This window comes from Clostridium cuniculi, from assembly GCF_004353185.1.
Classification (GTDB): Bacteria; Bacillota; Clostridia; order Clostridiales; family Clostridiaceae; genus Clostridium; species Clostridium cuniculi.
On the sequence record NZ_SMUS01000003.1, the window covers coordinates 1 to 17,804 of the forward strand.

General features: G+C 28.0%; 15 protein-coding genes. 10 read left to right on the top strand and 5 right to left on the bottom strand.

Annotated features, from left to right (window positions below; genetic code table 11):
- Positions 1–213 precede the first annotated feature (213 nt).
- Positions 214–1,170, bottom strand: coding sequence for an alpha/beta hydrolase (locus tag EJJ37_RS01565; RefSeq protein WP_133013842.1), 957 nt, complete (start codon positions 1,168–1,170; stop codon positions 214–216).
- A 161-nt stretch (positions 1,171–1,331) separates the two neighbouring features.
- On the bottom strand, positions 1,332–2,918 hold the full coding sequence (gene asnB, locus EJJ37_RS01570) for an asparagine synthase B (RefSeq protein WP_133013843.1): 1,587 nt from the start codon (positions 2,916–2,918) through the stop codon (positions 1,332–1,334).
- A gap of 414 nt (positions 2,919–3,332) precedes the next feature.
- Here asnB and EJJ37_RS01575 point away from each other — a divergent pair, with 414 nt between their 5' ends.
- Positions 3,333–4,808 carry a UDP-N-acetylmuramoyl-L-alanyl-D-glutamate--2,6-diaminopimelate ligase gene (locus tag EJJ37_RS01575; RefSeq protein WP_133013844.1) on the top strand — a complete coding sequence of 492 codons (1,476 nt, stop codon included), beginning with the start codon at positions 3,333–3,335 and terminating at the stop codon, positions 4,806–4,808.
- A gap of 280 nt (positions 4,809–5,088) precedes the next feature.
- Positions 5,089–7,350 carry a glycogen/starch/alpha-glucan phosphorylase gene (locus tag EJJ37_RS01580; protein ID WP_133013845.1) on the top strand — a complete coding sequence of 754 codons (2,262 nt, stop codon included), beginning with the start codon at positions 5,089–5,091 and terminating at the stop codon, positions 7,348–7,350.
- Between the two features lie 112 nt (positions 7,351–7,462).
- On the opposite strand, the gene EJJ37_RS01585 is transcribed toward EJJ37_RS01580, so the two are convergent.
- Positions 7,463–7,807: a hypothetical protein gene (locus EJJ37_RS01585; protein WP_133013846.1), complete on the bottom strand. Its 345-nt coding sequence runs from the start codon at positions 7,805–7,807 to the stop codon at positions 7,463–7,465.
- Between the two features lie 397 nt (positions 7,808–8,204).
- On the opposite strand from EJJ37_RS01585, the gene licT reads away from it, so the two are divergent.
- The 3 genes from licT (at position 8,205) to EJJ37_RS01600 (ending at position 12,675) form a co-directional block, all read left to right on the top strand.
- Positions 8,205–9,041 carry a BglG family transcription antiterminator LicT gene (licT, locus tag EJJ37_RS01590; RefSeq protein ID WP_133013847.1) on the top strand — a complete coding sequence of 279 codons (837 nt, stop codon included), beginning with the start codon at positions 8,205–8,207 and terminating at the stop codon, positions 9,039–9,041.
- Positions 9,042–9,295: 254 nt separating this feature from the next.
- Positions 9,296–11,170 carry a beta-glucoside-specific PTS transporter subunit IIABC gene (locus tag EJJ37_RS01595; RefSeq protein ID WP_133013848.1) on the top strand — a complete coding sequence of 625 codons (1,875 nt, stop codon included), beginning with the start codon at positions 9,296–9,298 and terminating at the stop codon, positions 11,168–11,170.
- A gap of 95 nt (positions 11,171–11,265) precedes the next feature.
- Positions 11,266–12,675: a glycoside hydrolase family 1 protein gene (locus EJJ37_RS01600; RefSeq protein WP_133013849.1), complete on the top strand. Its 1,410-nt coding sequence runs from the start codon at positions 11,266–11,268 to the stop codon at positions 12,673–12,675.
- 102 nt (positions 12,676–12,777) lie between these two features.
- Here EJJ37_RS01600 and yaaA read toward each other — a convergent pair whose 3' ends face one another.
- A complete protein-coding gene (gene yaaA, locus EJJ37_RS01605) occupies positions 12,778–13,533 on the bottom strand; it encodes a peroxide stress protein YaaA (protein WP_133013850.1) in 756 nt (251 codons plus the stop codon).
- 203 nt (positions 13,534–13,736) lie between these two features.
- Between yaaA and EJJ37_RS01610 the strand changes: the two genes are divergently transcribed.
- From EJJ37_RS01610 to EJJ37_RS20030, 4 genes are all read left to right on the top strand, one after another.
- The gene (locus EJJ37_RS01610; protein WP_133013851.1) at positions 13,737–14,657 is read left to right on the top strand and encodes a patatin-like phospholipase family protein; all 921 of its coding nucleotides are present in this window, start codon (positions 13,737–13,739) and stop codon (positions 14,655–14,657) included.
- Positions 14,658–14,811: 154 nt separating this feature from the next.
- Entirely contained in the window at positions 14,812–15,297 is a 486-nt protein-coding gene (locus EJJ37_RS01615) for a nucleoside deaminase (RefSeq protein WP_133013852.1), read from the top strand.
- Between the two features lie 29 nt (positions 15,298–15,326).
- Positions 15,327–16,625: a cytosine permease gene (locus EJJ37_RS01620; protein ID WP_243124821.1), complete on the top strand. Its 1,299-nt coding sequence runs from the start codon at positions 15,327–15,329 to the stop codon at positions 16,623–16,625.
- On the top strand, positions 16,612–16,776 hold the full coding sequence (locus EJJ37_RS20030) for a hypothetical protein (RefSeq protein WP_166484635.1): 165 nt from the start codon (positions 16,612–16,614) through the stop codon (positions 16,774–16,776). The genes EJJ37_RS01620 and EJJ37_RS20030 overlap by 14 nt, the downstream gene beginning before the upstream one ends.
- A 104-nt stretch (positions 16,777–16,880) precedes the next feature.
- Here the strand turns inward: EJJ37_RS20030 and EJJ37_RS01625 are convergent, their stop codons facing one another.
- Positions 16,881–17,039 (bottom strand): hypothetical protein, encoded by a 159-nt coding sequence (locus tag EJJ37_RS01625; RefSeq protein WP_420808508.1) that lies wholly within the window; start codon positions 17,037–17,039, stop codon positions 16,881–16,883.
- Positions 17,040–17,330: 291 nt separating this feature from the next.
- On the opposite strand from EJJ37_RS01625, the gene EJJ37_RS01630 reads away from it, so the two are divergent.
- Positions 17,331–17,768, top strand: coding sequence for a GatB/YqeY domain-containing protein (locus EJJ37_RS01630; protein ID WP_133013854.1), 438 nt, complete (start codon positions 17,331–17,333; stop codon positions 17,766–17,768).
- Positions 17,769–17,804: the final 36 nt, after the last annotated feature.

Genomic DNA, 17,804 nt, shown 5'->3' on the forward strand with positions numbered 1-17,804 from the left:
AAATATTAATTTGGAAGGACCATTGAAATTAAGCCGTAGAATTTAATAATTGATGGAGTAAAGTTGCGTAAAGAAGTTTTTACTGTTTGAGCGAATAGCGAGTTTAAAAACTTTAGCAAACTTTACGGAATCAATTATATAAATTCTAGGTGAAAATTTCACGGTTACTGGAAAATAAATATTTCATTTTTTCGCTTCCACGTAACGAAGAATTTAGTTAATATATTTATTTAGAAAGTTTTCTACAGTTTCCCAATATAGTTTAGGATTAACGTAGCTAGCTCTAGCATGAGCTGCATCAGGGATAATTAATTTTTCTTTTTCAGCTGGTGAAGCATTATAAAGTTTATCAAGCATAAAGAAAGGTACAAATCCGTCTTTATCACCATGAATAAAAAGTGTTGGTGTTGTTGATTTTTTTATTTGCTTAATAGGAGATGCTTCACTAATAAAATATCCAGCTTGAAACTTACAAATAATGCTTGCAGTGTGCATTAGCGGGAATGATGGTATTTTAAATAATGATTTTAATTGATAAGCAAATTGATTCCAAGTAGACGTATATCCACAATCCTCTATTATTGCCTTAACATTTCTAGGTAAATTCTCACCAGAAGCACTCATAACAGTTGCAGCGCCCATAGAAACACCAAAAAGAACAATTTGAGAGTCTTTATAATTGTTAGTAATATAATTTGCTAAATCAACAATATCAAGTCTTTCGTGCCATCCCATTCCTATGTAAGTTCCTTCACTTTTTCCATGACCTCTTAAATCAGGAATTATAATATTATATCCCATATCATAAAATTTTTTAGCATATGAAGCCATATATGTTCCTTGAGAAGTGTAACCATGAACTGCAATAACCCATTTATTAGAGTTGTTTTTATTTTTTATTATGTAGTTATGTAATTCTAAATTGTCTTTAGATTTAAGAAATAAATCTTCATAGTTACTATGTTTAAGCAACCATGTTTTACTATCAATAGTGGAAACACCACTAGTTTCATTTTGTTTTGTCTCTTCATCAGTATTGCTTTTAAATATAAGATCCTTTGGATACTTTGGGTTTATACCTAAGTTATATAAATAATTTCCAACATAGAAAATCGTTATTATTAAAGCTATAAGTATAATACATAATAAAATTATTATGATTTCCTTCATGTACTCACCTCTAAAATATAATTTTTATATTAATTATATCACTAAAGAAAAGGAAGTATGTGTTAATAAATATTTAATATAATACAGATAGAGTTTAGGAAAGTTATATTTTATTACATAGAAAATGGAGCCTATTGATAGAAGGCTCCTTAAATTTTAAACTATTTTCCACTATCACCATAATTAGAAAGAACTCTAGCACTAGGATCATTAACATTGCATCCTTCCCATTCTTTGTTTGGCATCCAGAAGTCTTTAATCCACTTAGCATTTCCAGAATAATATTTTTCAAAAATATCTCTATAAAGAAGAGACTCCTTAGTGAATGGTGTACAGTACTTATACTTTTCCTTAGCAAACTCAAGATCTTGAGAGGTGTATTTTTCATCAGCATATTCTTTCAAGTAATCTACTAGGGAATGTCCAACAGCATCACTAAAAGCAGCTTTTTCACGATATAATAAATCTTCAGGTAGATAGTTATCTCCTTCAAATGCTTTTCTTAATAAATATTTGCCTTTATTATAAGTATTCATCTTTTTAGATGGATTAATACTCATCACATAATTTACAAAATCAATATCAGCAAAAGGAACTCGTCCTTCTAGTGCATGAGCAGAAATACATCTATCAGCCCTTAAAACATCATACATATAAAGCTCTTTTATTCTTTTTTGTGATTCCTTTTGGAATTCACTTGGATTAGGTGCGAAATCAGTATATTTATAACCAAATAGTTCATCACTTACTTCACCAGTTAAAATAACTTTTAAATCAGTATTTTCATGAATGTATTTACATAATAAGTACATTCCAATACTAGCTCTAATAGTAGTAATATCAAAAGTTTCTAAATGATATATAACTTCTTCTAGTGAGTTTAAAACATCATCTTTAGTTATTATAACTTCAGTATGATCAGTACCTAAAAAATCAGCTGCTTGTTTTGCATATTTTAAATCTATTGGATCAGTATCCATTCCGATGGCAAAAGTTTTGATTGGATTATTCATAAATTTTTGAGCAATAGAGCATACAAGGGAAGAATCTAATCCTCCGCTTAATAAATATCCAATAGGTGCATCTGCATGAAGTCTTTTCTCTACGGCAGATATAAGTTTAGTTTTTATATTAGTAAATATAACATTTAAATCATCATTATTAATGAATTTTGATTCAGATAAATCATTGTAACAAATAAATTCACCATTTTTATAATAATACCCTGGAGGAAATGGCATAATATCTTCACAATAACCTATTAAAGCTTTGGCTTCGCTTGCAAAGCAGATTTTATGATCTTCTTTTGTGTAACCATAAAACATAGGCCTAATTCCCATGGGGTCCCTAGCGGCCATTATAGAGTCAGTTTCAGTATCATATAAAACTAAAGCAAATTCAGCATCAAGCATTTTACACATTATTTCTATACCATATTTATAATATAGTGGTATTAATACTTCACAATCACTATTAGAATGGAAACTATATTCATTAGATAGTAATTCTCTTAGAGATTTATAATTATAAATTTCTCCATTACATACAAGTTCACAGGAATTATATTTAAATGGTTGATTTCCGTTAGAAGATAGGTCCATTATTGATAAACGATTAAAGCCCCAAGATAAACCATTTTCAATAGCAGCATAGCTATTATCTGGTCCCCTGTGTTCAACCTTTTTTAAAATTTTTGAGAAGTCATATAAGGTTAATTTATTAGAAGAAAATACAACAAAGCTACACAATTTTTAGTCCCCCTTTATAAAATAATAAAGGCCCGCTAAAAGCGAGCCTTATAAATAATTCTTAATTGCACAAAGGCTCAAAGATAAGAAATAAAAATTTAAAATATAATTTTAAATTTTTAGATTAACTTTATCATCGCCTTTGATGATATTTTATTAAAAAAACCATTTTTTAAATTATATTACAAATGGTATAAAAATGCAACAAAACTTAAAAAAATAGAATGTAGGAGCAATCTTTAGATAATGATTAATATAAGAATAATGGGTTAAAATTATAGGTAATACTTTATTGTATTATTAACCTTACTTTTTATAGATAAAGAACTCTAAATGATGTACAATATTATGGGACAATAAAATATATTGTTATAAGTGAGCGATAAAAATCAATTTAAGATAAGGAGATTTTAGATGTTATTAAGTGAAATATTAAAAAATTCAAATTTAGATTATACTTCTACAAATGAAATAGATTATACAAAAATAAATGTTATAGATATTACAAGAGATACAAGACAAGTAATAGAGGGAAGTCTTTTTATTGCTGTTATAGGATTAAAAGTAGATGGACATGATTTGATAAATGATGCTATAGAAAAAGGCGCAAAGGTAATTGTTCATAGTAAAGATATAAGTGATATTAAAGAGGGAGTTGCTTACATAAAGGTAAGTGATACAAGAGAATGCATGGCTATTATTGCAAAGACATTCTTTAATATACAAGATGGTGATTTAACGTTCTTAGGGGTAACAGGTACTAATGGAAAGACTACATCAACATATATGATGAAACACATATTAGAGCATGCGGGGAATAAGGTTGGACTTATAGGTACTATAGCAAATTACATTGGAGATAAGATGATTCCAACATCTATGACAACTCCAGAAGCTATAGAATTATTTAGGCTTATTAAAGATATGAGAGAAGCTGGATGTAAATACTGCTTAATGGAAGTATCATCACATGCCTCAGCAATGGGAAGAGTAGAAGGGTTAAACTTTAGTAGAGGAATGTTTACAAACTTAACTCAAGATCATTTGGATTATCATAAGACATTTGAAAATTATTATAATGCAAAGTTTAAATTTATTAAGGGTGCTGAAACTACTGTTATAAACTGTGATGATCAATATGGAAAGAAAATGTTAAATACATTACATGAAGATAGTAATGATGATAAAGTTGTTACTTCTTATGGAGTAGATAATGGATATGTTAGAGCTAAAAATTTAGATTTACAAGCTAATGGTTCAACTTTTGATTTATATATTGGTGAAGAATTTAAAGGTAATGTTAGACTTCATATTCCAGGGCTTTATAATATTTATAATGCATTAGGTGTTATAGGAATGCTTGTTGTTGGTGGATATGTAAGTGTAGAAGAGGTTGTAGAGGCTTTCGATACAATGAAAGCAGTTGCTGGAAGATGTGAAAGAGTTTATCATGATAAAATGAACTCTACAATAGTTGTAGATTATGCTCATACTCCAGATGGACTTGAAAATATTTTAGAAACTATGAAAGAAGTTGTTAAAGGTAAATTAATAACAGTATTTGGTTGTGGTGGAGATAGAGATAAAACAAAGAGACCTTTAATGGGAGCAATTGCTGAAAAATATAGTGATGTTACAATAGTAACTTCTGATAATCCAAGAACAGAAGATCCACATAGAATAATAGAAGATATATTAGAGGGAATTAGAGATAGTCACACTGTTATTGAAGATAGAAAAGAAGCTATAGAATATGCATGCAGAATTGCAGGGAAAGATGATATAGTTGTTATAGCCGGAAAAGGCCATGAAGATTATCAAATAATTGGTACAGTAAAACATCATTTTAGTGATAAAGAAACAGTTATAAATTATTTTAATAACATTTAATTAAAATAATTATTTTTAAAACAGGTATACTTGAAGGTATACCTGTTTTTTTCTGGAAATTCTAGAAAATAAATTGAAAATGTTTACAGAAAGTGAGCAAAAAAATAAAAAAAACTAATGCTTTTTAAAAGTAGCATAAAAAATATACAAAAAATAAAAAAAATGTACAAAGCTTATTTTGAAAAATTGTTATTATATAAGTGTAAATGATTTAATCATAAAACAAATTATTAAATTATATATTATTAAAAATAATGAATTTAAGGTGGGATAATTTATTATGGTAAAAAATAATTTAGCTGAGATCTTAAAAAATAGGTTTCAAAAAACAATAGAAGAAGCAACAAACGAAGAAGTATATTTAGCATTGTTAGAAATGACAAAAGGATGCATTAAAAATAAAGGTACAAATAAAGGAAATAAAAAATTATATTATATTTCAGCAGAATTTTTAATTGGTAAATTACTATCAAATAATTTAATAAATTTAGGACTTTATGATGAAGTTAAAGAAGTATTAGCTGCTAATGGAAAAGATTTAACTGAAATAGAAGAAATAGAATTAGAACCTTCATTAGGAAATGGTGGATTAGGAAGATTAGCTGCATGTTTCTTAGACTCAATAGCAACTTTAGGATTAAATGGAGATGGTGTTGGATTAAACTATCACTATGGATTATTTAAACAAGTATTTAAGAACAATAAACAAACAGCTGAAAAGAATCCATGGATAACTTCAGAAGGTTGGTTAAATAAATCTAACATTAAATTTGATGTATTATTTGGTGGATTTAAAGTAACTTCAACATTATATGATATAGACGTAACAGGATATAATCAAGCATCAAATAAATTAAGATTATTCGATATAGATTCTATAGATGAAACTTTAGTAAAAGATGGAATAAACTTTGATAAAGAAGATATCAAAAAGAATTTAACATTATTCTTATATCCAGATGATAGTGATGAGGCAGGACACTTATTAAGAATATATCAGCAATACTTTATGGTAAGTAACGCTGCACAATTAATTCTTTTAGAAGCAGAAGAAAATGGATATGACTTACACAAGTTACATGAGCATGTAGTTGTTCAAATTAATGATACACACCCTTCAATGGTTATACCAGAATTAATAAGATTATTAGGGGAAAAGGGTATTGAAATGCAAGAAGCTATCGGTATCGTTACCAAAACTTGTGCATATACAAACCACACAATATTAGCTGAAGCATTAGAGAAATGGCCAATAGCTTACTTAGAAAAAGTTGTGCCTCAATTAATGCCAATTATTAGAGAATTAGATAACTTAGTTAAAGCAAAATATGAAGATGAAAGAGTTTATATTATAGATAAAGATGATAGAGTTCATATGGCTCACATGGATATTCACTATGGATTCAGTGTAAATGGTGTTGCAGCACTTCACACAGAAATCTTAGAACAAGAAGAATTAAGACCATTCTATGATATATATCCAGAAAAGTTTAACAATAAAACAAATGGTATAACTTTCAGAAGATGGTTAATACACTGTAATAATGAGTTAACTAACTATATTACAGAACTTATCGGTGAAGACTTTAAAACTGATGCAACTAAGTTAGAAGATTTAGCTAAGTATATTGATAATAAAGAAGTATTAGCGAAACTTGGAGAAATTAAAAAGCATAATAAAATTGCATTAAAGAAATATTTAAAAGATACTCAAGGTGTTGAAATAGATGAAAATTCTATTTTCGATATTCAAATAAAGAGACTTCATGAATATAAGAGACAACAAATGAATGTTTTATATATCATTCATAAATATTTAGATATTAAAGCAGGAAACATTCCAACAACTCCAATTACAATGATATTTGGGGCAAAAGCTGCACCAGCTTATATAATAGCACAAGATATAATCCATACAATTCTTTGCTTACAAGAAATTATAAATAATGATCCAGTTGTTAGCAAACACTTAAAAGTTGTTATGGTTGAAAACTATAATGTAACTAAGGCTTCTAAGTTAATACCAGCTTGTGATGTTTCAGAACAAATTTCTTTAGCATCTAAAGAGGCTTCAGGAACAGGTAATATGAAGTTTATGTTAAATGGTGCTTTAACTTTAGGAACTGAAGATGGAGCTAACGTTGAAATTCATGAATTAGTTGGAGATGATAACATCTATATCTTTGGTGAATCAAGTGAACAAGTAATTGAACACTATAAGAAGGCTGATTATGTTTCAAGAGAATATTATGAAAAAGAAAACATCAAAGAATTAGTTGACTTTATAGTAAGTGATGAAATGTTAAAGGTTGGAGATGAAGTTAACTTAAATAGACTTCACAATGAATTAATTGTTAAAGACTGGTTCATGACATTACTTGATATTGAAGATTATATTAAGACTAAAAACCAAGTATTTGAAGATTATTCAGATAGAGAAACTTGGAATAGAAAAGTTTTAATAAATATCAGTAAAGCTGGATTCTTCTCATCAGATAGAACAATTGCTCAATATAATGAAGATATCTGGAAATTAAAATAATATAATAAATATAGAAAAAGTTGAAGGAGCTTATCATAGATGAGCTCCTTTATTATTCCAAGATTTAAACTAGTATTACTTAAAATAATATAAAATGTTGAGTAGTTTTTTATTAAACTGCAACATTAAGAATTTCCTCTACCTTCTTTTTAGAAGTTGGAATTATTCCACAATTAGGAGTTGAATATGGTAAATAACGAATATTTAAAGGTTTTCTTTCTGCAAATAAAGCTTCGTATTTAGCTGAAGGTCTATTTGATTCAACAGTTCTAATCAATCCTTGTTCTACGAATTTTTTTTCAGAAATGTTATATAGTAAATAAAATATTTCTTCATCTCTAGCATCACTAATTAATCTTTCTGCATTTAAATTATTTATTTTAAAGTTATACCCGTTAAGTAATTTGTGGGTACTGTTCTCCGATTTAGCGTTAGTTCTTAAAATGTAATATCTCATAAAAAAATCTCTCCCCATTTAAATATATATTTTTATAAAATTAATTATCTATTAATTTTAGTTATTTTCTCATTTAATTAAAAGTAGTTTGGCCACCCTACAGTTATATATAATAACATTTATGGAAAATAAAGTAAACAAGTGAAAAGTAATTTTTGTACAAGTTAATTTGATAAAAATATACATTATGTTATTGCAAAAAACAACATTATAATTCTAGTTATTGACATTGAAATTTCTTTATGATATCATTATCATAAAGTTAATAAAGGACATGGGTTGTTACTGGTTATGCAGGCTTTACCAAAATATTTATAATGTTTTGAAAGAAAATATTATTTTATTTGAGTATGGTCTTTTTTTATACTTTAAAACAGATGAAAAGGGGGAGAAATAGTTGAAGATAGATAAAATAATAAATAATAATTTGATTAGAACATTTGATAATAACGGTAAAGAAGTACTTGTTATGGGATGTGGACTAGGCTTTCAAAAGAAAATTGGAGATACAATAGATCAAAGCAAGATAGAAAAGATATATGCTATTGAGAATAAAAGTGATTCTAATAAATTAATGACTTTACTATCAGAAATCCCTTTAGAATATATACAAGTTTCTAACGAAATTATTTCTTATGCAAAATATTCATTAGGTAAAAGATTAAATGATAATATTTATATTTCATTAACAGATCATATTAGTTTTGCAATTGAAAGATATAAGCAAGGATTAACCTTTAAGAATGCTTTATTATGGGAAATAAAAAGATTCTATAATCATGAATTTTTAATTGGTAAGGAAGCTTTGGCTATTATAAAAAAACGTTTAAATGTTGTGCTTCCAGAAGATGAAGCAGCATCAATAGCATTACATATAGTTAATGCACAATTAAATTCTAGAGATATGAATGATACCTTAGATATAACGAAAATGATTCAAAATATTTTAAATATAGTTAAGTTTCATTTCAATATAGAATTAGATGAATACTCACTTCATTATGAAAGGTTTATTACTCATTTAAAGTTTTTTGCACAAAGAATGCTTAGTGGAAAAGTTATGAAAAGTGATGATACTAATTTCTGTGAAATGATAAAAGGACAATATAAGGATGCATATTTATGTGCAGAAAAAATAAAGAAGTATATTGATAAAGAGTTTAATCATGAACTTTCAGATGAAGAAATGATGTATTTAACAGTACATATAAAAAGAATAATAAAAGAAGATTAAAAGGAAGCTCAGCTCTCTTAGTTTGCTGAGTAAGTTCGATTAATTAAATCAAAGATTTAGAATATTACTTAGGATTGTTACTAGTAATGTAGGCTATACCTAAGAATTATGGATTTGAGCGCTCATCTATAATTCTTAGGTTTTTTTATAAATAAAAGCTTAGTTATGAAAGGTAGTTACTGTAAGCAGAGATTTTCTGTATTATGGGCTTTACTTCATTAAAATTTATATATTTTAAATGGAGGAATAATAAAATGGATTATGCAATAGTTGCAAAAAAGATACTAGAAAAAATAGGTGGAGAAAGTAATGTTAATAGTGTACAGCACTGTATGACAAGACTTAGATTCGTTTTAAAAGATGAAAGCAAGGCTGATGATGAAGCTATAAAGAAGATAAAAGGTGTAATGGGTGTCACTAAACAAGGTGGCCAGTATCAAGTAATCATTGGAAACAGTGTAGGAACATGTTATAAGGAACTAATTAAGCTTGGAAATTTCAAAGAAGGAAATTCAAGCGAAGTTAAAGAAAAGAAAGGAATAGTTACAAGTATATTAGATGTGGTTTCAGGTTGTATGTCTGCAACAATGCCAGCCATTATTGGAGCAGGTATGATAAAGGTTCTACTTGTAATACTTCCGATGATAGGAATATTATCAGAAACTAGTCAGACGTATACAATATTAAGTTCACTAGGAGATGCAACATTCTATTTCTTACCATTATTACTTTGTATTTCAGCATCTAAAAAGTTTAATATTAATCCGTATACATTAGCAGCAGTGATTGGTGTTATGCTATATCCTGATTTTATAGGATTAGTTGATTCAGGAGATAAGATTTCATTATTTGGATTACCAGTAGCTTCAGCAAGTTATTCTTATTCTGTAATTCCAGTAATTATGATGGCATGGATAATGACATATATTGAAAAGTTTACAGATAAAATTACTCCAGCAGTTACAAAGAATTTCTTAAGACCAATGTTAACACTTTTAATTGCACTTCCAATAGCTTTAGTAGCTATAGGACCTATCGGATTTTATATAGGTGAAGCATTATCAACAGCTATGGTATTTATTTACGATAAAGCAGGATGGTTTGCTATAATGGTAATGGGTGCATTAATGCCATTATTAGTTATGACAGGTATGCATTGGGCGTTTGTTCCATTATCAATAATGAATATAAATAATCCTAATGTTGGATTTGATACTTTATTATTAGTTGGAATGTTATGTTCTAATTTAGCACAAGGTGCATCTTGTTTAGCAGTATTCTTTAAATCAAAAAACAAAGATTTAAAACAAGTTGCAGGTGTTTCAAGTATTTCAGCGTTCCTTGCAGGGGTTACTGAACCAGCTATGTATGGTATAACATTAAAATATAAAAAGCCATTATATGCTTGTATGATTGCAGGGGGAATTTCAGGTTTATATGCAGGTTTTGTTGGATTAAAATGTTATGTATTTGCTACACCAGCACTTTTATCAATAGTTCAATTTATTAATCCAGCAGGTGGTTCTAACTTTGTAAATGCATTAATAGTTGCAGGAATGACTATGGCTATTGCTTTTGTATTGACTTGGATATTTGGATTTGAAGATCCTGCTAATGAAGAAGATGAAGAAGAAGTAACTGAAGAAGTATCAATTGATAGAGTAGAGGTTACATCAAGTTCAGTTGTATTATCTCCAATTGAAGGTAAAGCAGTTTCTTTAAAGCAAGTTAATGATGTTACATTTTCAGAAGAAATAATGGGAAAAGGTGCGGCTATAATACCAACAGTAGGTAGAGCTGTGGCACCAGTTGATGGAACAGTTTCAGCATTATTTGAGACAAAGCATGCTATAGGATTAACTGCTGATAATGGAGCTGAAATATTAATTCATATAGGATTAGATACAGTTAAATTAGGTGGAAAGCATTTTACAGCTCATGTTAAGAGTGGAGATAAAGTAAAAGCTGGTGATTTATTAGTAGAATTTGATATTAAGGCTATAAAAGAAGAGGGATATGAAACAATCACTCCAGTACTTGTTACAAATGTAGATAGCTATAATGATGTACTAGCATTAATTGATAAAGATGTTAAGGAAAAAGATGAGCTTATAAAAGCAGTTAAATAATATATAATAATAAAATTTAATAGTTAGGAGAATAGTTAGATAAATTCTAGTTATATTTTCTTAACTATTAAATGAGATAAGTGGAGGTATATAAAATGATTAAGTTTCCAGAGAATTTCTTATGGGGTGGGGCTACAGCTGCCAACCAATTTGAAGGTGCATATAATGAAGACGGTAAAGGATTATCAATTCAAGATGTTATGCCAAGAGGAATAACAGGGGCACCAACTGAAGAGCCAACAGAAGATAATATGAAGCTTGTTGGTATTGATTTTTATCATAGATATAAGGAAGATATAAAGTTATTCGCAGAAATGGGCTTTAAGACTTTTAGATTATCTATTGCATGGTCAAGAATATTCCCTAATGGTGATGATAAAGAACCAAATGAAAAGGGATTAGAATTTTATGATAAAGTTTTTGATGAATTAGCTAAGTATGGAATTGAGCCATTAGTTACTTTATCTCATTATGAAACTCCATTAGCACTTGCTAAAAATTATGATGGATGGGTTGATAGAAGACTTATAGGATTTTTTGAAAACTATGTTAGAACAGTATTTACAAGATATAAAGATAAGGTAAAATATTGGTTAACATTTAATGAAATTAACTCAGCGTTACATTTCCCGTTAATGAGTGCAGGAATATGGACTCCAAAAGAAAAGTTAAGTAAACAAGATTTATATCAAGCAATGCATCATGAGTTAGTTGCAAGTGCATTAGCAGTTAAAATTGGTCATGAAATAAATCCAGATTTTAAAATTGGATGTATGATTTTAGGAGTTCCTAATTACCCTTTAACTCCAATGCCAAGTGATGTATTAAAGGCTATGGAGCAAGATAGAGGAAATCTTTTCTTTGCTGATATTCATGCAAGAGGAGAATATCCAAAGTATATGAACAGATACTTTAAGGAGAATAATATTGAAATTAAGTTTGAAGAAGGAGATAAAGAAATACTTAAGAATACAGTAGATTTTATTTCTTTTAGTTACTATATGAGTTCATGTGCAACTGCAGACCCAACGAAAAAGGCTGGTAAAGGAAATTTAATTGCAGGAGTTCCAAATCCATATTTAAAGGCATCTGATTGGGGATGGCAAATAGATCCAGAAGGGTTAAGATATATACTAAACTTCTTCTATGATAGATATCAAAAACCATTATTTATAGTTGAAAATGGACTTGGAGCTGTTGATGAATTAATTACTGATGAGAATGGTAATAAAACTGTAAATGATGATTACAGAATTAATTATTTAAATGATCACTTAGTTCAAGTAGCAGAAGCAATTGAAGATGGTGTTGAACTTATGGGATATACTACATGGGGATGTATAGATTTAGTATCTGCATCAACTGCAGAGTTAAAGAAAAGATATGGTTTCATATATGTTGATAGAAATGATGATGGAACAGGAACTTTAGAAAGATATAAAAAGAAGAGCTTTGACTGGTATAAAGAAGTCATAGCAACTAATGGTGGAAGTTTAAAAAAGTAAACTTTAATAAAATTAGCCTTTAATTACGAAATGTAGTTAAAATAAATTAGCGATAAAGCGCTTGTGGAAACACAGGCGCTTTTATTGTATAGTTTTTTATAATTATTTTAAGAAAACAAATTCATTAGGTTTTGAATGCTCTTCTGAATAAGAGAATCCAAGTTCTTTGAAATCTTTAACTTTTTCTATATCAGTAATATTATTTTCAGCTAAATAGCGTATCATAAGTCCACGAGCCATTTTAGCTTCAGTTGCTTTTACCTTGATTTTAGAGTTAACAAAACTTCCAAAAACACATGTTATGAAAGTATCATCTTTAGTTAAATATTTTTCGATAGTTTTACTATATTCCTTTGAGGCAAGATTTAATACAGTATTAGTATCTTTAGTAAGTTCTTTATATAAAGAATCTCCCCAGAAAGAGTATAAGTTTTTGTTAGTTCCTATTGCTAATTTTGCTTGCATTTCTAATCTATAAGGAACAATACCATCAAATGGTTTTAAAATACCATAAAAACCAGATAAAATTCTTAAATGATTTGATATATAATCAAATTCTGAATTGCTAAAAGAGTCTGGTGACATGTATTTATACTGAATACCTTCATAGGAAAGAATCGCAGGTGATAAATTTTTATATAAATTCATATCTTTATATCTAGAATAGTTAAGTTCTGCAATTTCATCATTACAAGCTAAAAGTTTTTTTAAATCATCATAGCTATAATCTTTTAAATTATTATATAAACATTCTGTTTTCTCCATAAAACAAGGCATAGATTCGCTTATAATATCATCATTATTTATATTCATTTTTTTTGCAGGCGAAATAATTATATTAAATGTTTTATTCTTCAAGTTAATCAGCTCCTAAATGAAATATCATAAATAGTATATCATACATAATAATAGTTATTATATAAAAATTAAAGTTTTAAAATCAAATCTATTAATATTAAATAGAATTATTGATATGAAAAGTTTTCATGAATATTCTATAATTTTATTTTTTATAGTATAATTTATTTAATAAAAAATGGAAAAAGGTGGGGGGAGAATTTATGAAAATTGGATTAGTATTAGCTGGTGGTGGCGGTAAAGGTGCATACGAACTTGGTGTCTGGAAGGCCTTAAAGCAATTGAATTTAACTAAATACATATCAGTTTTTTCTGGAACTTCTATTGGAGCCTTTAATTCCATATTATTTGCTATGGATGAACTTGAAAAGGCAGATAAGCTGTGGGAAGAAGTAACAATGGAAAAATTGCTCCCAATTAGCAAAACTGAATTAATTAAAAGAGGAATTGGATTATACATTGGAGGAAAGAACCTACAATTAGCAAAAAAGTTTTTAACAGATAAATTAGAATATGGAGCCATTAGCAATAATGGTGCTATTGAAATGGTAGAAAAGTATTTAGATTTTAATAAAATTAAAGAAAAGAATAAGATATGTTATGCAGCGTGTACAAAGCTTCCTAATTTTAATGCTAAGTATTTTAAAATAAATGATTATGATAATGAAACTGCTAAAAAAATTGTCTTAGCATCAGCATCATTGCCTTTAATATATGATAGTACTGAAGTTTTAGGAGAAAAATATATAGATGGAGGAATATCTGATAATGTTCCAATTCAACCTGTATATGGAGAAAAATGTGATATTATAATTGTAGTTTTACTATCTAAGGATGCACAAATTGATAGATCCCTTTATCCAAATTCAAGACTTATAATAATAGCTCCAGAAAATTTAGCTGAAAATACTATAACAGGTACATTAAATCTAGATGCTACTGCCAAACGAGTAAGAATAATTGAGGGATATAATGATACACTTAATAAGATGGAACCTATTATGGAATTAATGAAATTTGTTCATAAAAAGGAAGAGGAAGTAAAGAATCCAACGCTGTATAAAACTTATAATTATTTAAAGAGTTTAAAAAGAAAGATGGAGAAGAAGAAAAAAAGAAATTAAATATATAGATATTAAAAAGCCGTGATGGGATTTCATCATGGCTTTTTATATGAATACAAATTATATTTTTATTTATGTCATAAAACATATAAAATACCAATATATAGTATGGTATAATGTGAAAACGTTGTAATATTGTTTGGGAGGAGAAAACATGGGGTATAAAAGTCATTTATACTATCTGAAAAAGTGTGTAGAAGTTTCTAAACGTTCACGGGATTCTGGAAATATGCCATTTGGATGTATTCTAGTAAGTAATGATGGAGAGGTGTTACTGGAACAAATGAATATTGAAGGGACAAATTATAAGTGTACAGGACACGCTGAAACACAGCTGATGGAAAAGGCATCTATGAAGTATACAAAAGATTTTTTATGGGGATGTACTTTATATTCAACAGCAGAGCCGTGTGCTATGTGCACAGGTGCTATATATTGGGGAAATGTTGGAAGAATAGTGTATGGAATGTCTGAAAAGGACTTATTAAAGATAACGGGAAGTGATCCTAAAAATCCAACATTTGATCTGCCATGTAGAGAAGTGCTTGCAAAAGGACAAAAAAATATTGAGGTTATAGGACCTTTTAAAGAAATTGAAGAAGAAGTAGCAGAGGTTCATAAAGATTTTTGGAATAAATAAAAAATTTAATTATGTGGGAGGTTGGGAAAGTGGCTTCAAAAAAACAAACTAATGCAACTACTAATGATTATGAGTTTTGTGCTGTTCCAGAGGATAAAAGAAAGAGTTATGCAAGTTTGACTATAGTTTGGACTGGCTATGTATTTGTTGTTACTAGTATGATGGCAGGAGGCGGACTTGCTGAAGGGTTAAAATTTAGTAATATTTTATTAGTTTGTGTTTTAGGTAATGTATTTTTAGGAATTATAGCAACTCTTGTTAGTATTATTTCAAGTAAAAATGGATTGAGCTTTGCCCTACTTACAAAATATAGTTTTGGTATAAATGGATCAAGAATAGCTTCTTTTTTTGTTCCTTTAGTAAATTTAGGTTGGTATATAATTCAAGCAGCAACATATGGTCACTTTATTGCACTTATATTTAATTTTGGCTCTATAGGAGAAGGAATTTGTATGATATTAAGTGCAATATTAATGGGTATATTTGCATTTGCAGGAATAAAAGCTATTTCTGTTCTTGGATATGTATCAATACCAGCAATAGTATTTTTATCTTTAGCAACATCAGCTAGAGCAATAAATATTAGTGGTGGATTATCAAGTATATTTGCATATACTCCATCAACTGTTATGACTATAAGTACAGGGGTCACAGCTATTATAGGAACTTGGATTTTATCATCAGCAACATGTATAGCAGATATAATGAGATATGCTAAAAATACTAAAGAAGCAATTTTAAGTGCTCTTACAGGATTATTATTAGGAAATTCATTGATGATAATATGTGGTGCTTTAGCAGCGATAGCAGTAAATAATAGTGATTTACCAGCAGTTTTATTATCAATGGGATTATTAATTCCATCAATAATACTAATGACTACCAATATTTTTACCACAAATGCAGCTAATCTCTATTCAAATTCACTAAATCTTTCAAATTCATTTAATATGGATCGTAAGAAAATGATTATAATTCTTTTAATAGTAGCAGCATTAGCAACTTTAACTAAACCTTATGAAATATCAGTATTCTTTACATTTTTAGAGACTTTAGGAAATGTAATACCTCCATTAGCAGGAATTATAATAGCAGATTATTTTATACTTAATAAAGGTAGATATGAATCTTTGGAATCTGTAAAATTTGAGAAGTGGAACATATATGCATTTTTAACATGGGCTATTTCTTTAATATTATCATTTATAATACCAGTTGGATTACCAGCTCTAACAAGTTTGATATCATCAATAATAATTTTCCCTATATTAAGCATTATATTTAAAAATAAAAAGATAAAAGGAGGATCATCTTATGAGGAAGTATAAGATTAGTGCATTTATTGGTATTATTATTATGGGAATAAGTTCTTTTATGGCATGTGTTTCAGATGTATCCTCTGTAATAATGATAGGAAATATAGGTTTAGTATTAAGTATATTAATAATGTCTTATGGATTTTATCATTGGCAACAGTAATATAAGATAAAGGATGTCTAATTCGGACATCCTTTTAATGTTACTAGAATCTAATCGATAAATTAGAATTTATAAATTAGTTTCCACTTGATAACAATCATCAATCAGAATATAATTACAGTTATATTTTTCACACATATCCAGATAGTAAGCGTTATCTCAACCTGTTGCGCTTTAATAACTTTGTAACCTCTTTTTTCGAAGAAAGGTCTTGCTGTAATGGAAGCTTGGGTAATAACTTTCTTTTGAACTGCTTTTTCCAATCTACCACAAATGGCAGTAGCAATACCTTTTCCTATTTATGCATTAGTTTAATAAACAACTAACTTTTATAATAATACGATTCTTAATCAATAATTATATTAATTATACACTATCTAAACATGTTTATGTTCTGGAAAAGCAATTAGTTACAACTGAGTTGCTATTAAAGACTCATAGAATTATTTATTTGATTTCTTTGATTTTAAGCATAAAACTGGTATAATTTACTTAATAAAATTTTTATTATGAAAGAGAGGTTATATTAGTTTATTTAAACTAATTAGAGAAATATGTTAAAAGAAGTATTAAAAAAAGATGAAATAGCTGCAATGAAAGCAAGAGATAAGGCAAGAGTTAGTGTTTTAAGATTAGTTAATTCTGAAATTAAAGCATATGAAGTTAATAATAGAGAAGATATTCCAGATGAAAATGTTATTAAAATAATAGAAAAAAGCATAAAACAAACTAAAGAAGCTTTAGAATATGCAGTTCAAGCTAATGATGAAGAAAAAATTGCAGAAGGAAAGTTTGCTTTAGAAGTTTTAACACCATATTTACCAAAGCAATTAACTGAGGAAGAAGTTAATGCTATGTTAAAAGAAATTATAACTAATGGAAACTATACAGCTAAAGATATGGGTAAAATAATGAAAGAAATAATGCCAATGGTAAATGGTAAATTTGATAGATCTAAAATTAATCCAATGGTAAAACAAATATTAGGTTAATAAAATAAATTTATAGAAAAGAGTTGGGGATAGATT

Bases quoted from the DNA above. Each gene is read 5' to 3' on its own strand.
- EJJ37_RS01565 (WP_133013842.1), bottom strand. From the start codon at position 1,170: ATGAAGGAAATCATAATAATTTTATTATGTATTATACTTATAGCTTTA.
- EJJ37_RS01575 (WP_133013844.1), top strand. From the start codon at position 3,333: ATGTTATTAAGTGAAATATTAAAAAATTCAAATTTAGATTATACTTCT.
- EJJ37_RS01580 (WP_133013845.1), top strand. From the start codon at position 5,089: ATGGTAAAAAATAATTTAGCTGAGATCTTAAAAAATAGGTTTCAAAAA.
- EJJ37_RS01585 (WP_133013846.1), bottom strand. From the start codon at position 7,807: ATGAGATATTACATTTTAAGAACTAACGCTAAATCGGAGAACAGTACC.
- EJJ37_RS01595 (WP_133013848.1), top strand. From the start codon at position 9,296: ATGGATTATGCAATAGTTGCAAAAAAGATACTAGAAAAAATAGGTGGA.
- EJJ37_RS01600 (WP_133013849.1), top strand. From the start codon at position 11,266: ATGATTAAGTTTCCAGAGAATTTCTTATGGGGTGGGGCTACAGCTGCC.
- EJJ37_RS01610 (WP_133013851.1), top strand. From the start codon at position 13,737: ATGAAAATTGGATTAGTATTAGCTGGTGGTGGCGGTAAAGGTGCATAC.
- EJJ37_RS01615 (WP_133013852.1), top strand. From the start codon at position 14,812: ATGGGGTATAAAAGTCATTTATACTATCTGAAAAAGTGTGTAGAAGTT.
- EJJ37_RS20030 (WP_166484635.1), top strand. From the start codon at position 16,612: ATGAGGAAGTATAAGATTAGTGCATTTATTGGTATTATTATTATGGGA.
- EJJ37_RS01630 (WP_133013854.1), top strand. From the start codon at position 17,331: ATGTTAAAAGAAGTATTAAAAAAAGATGAAATAGCTGCAATGAAAGCA.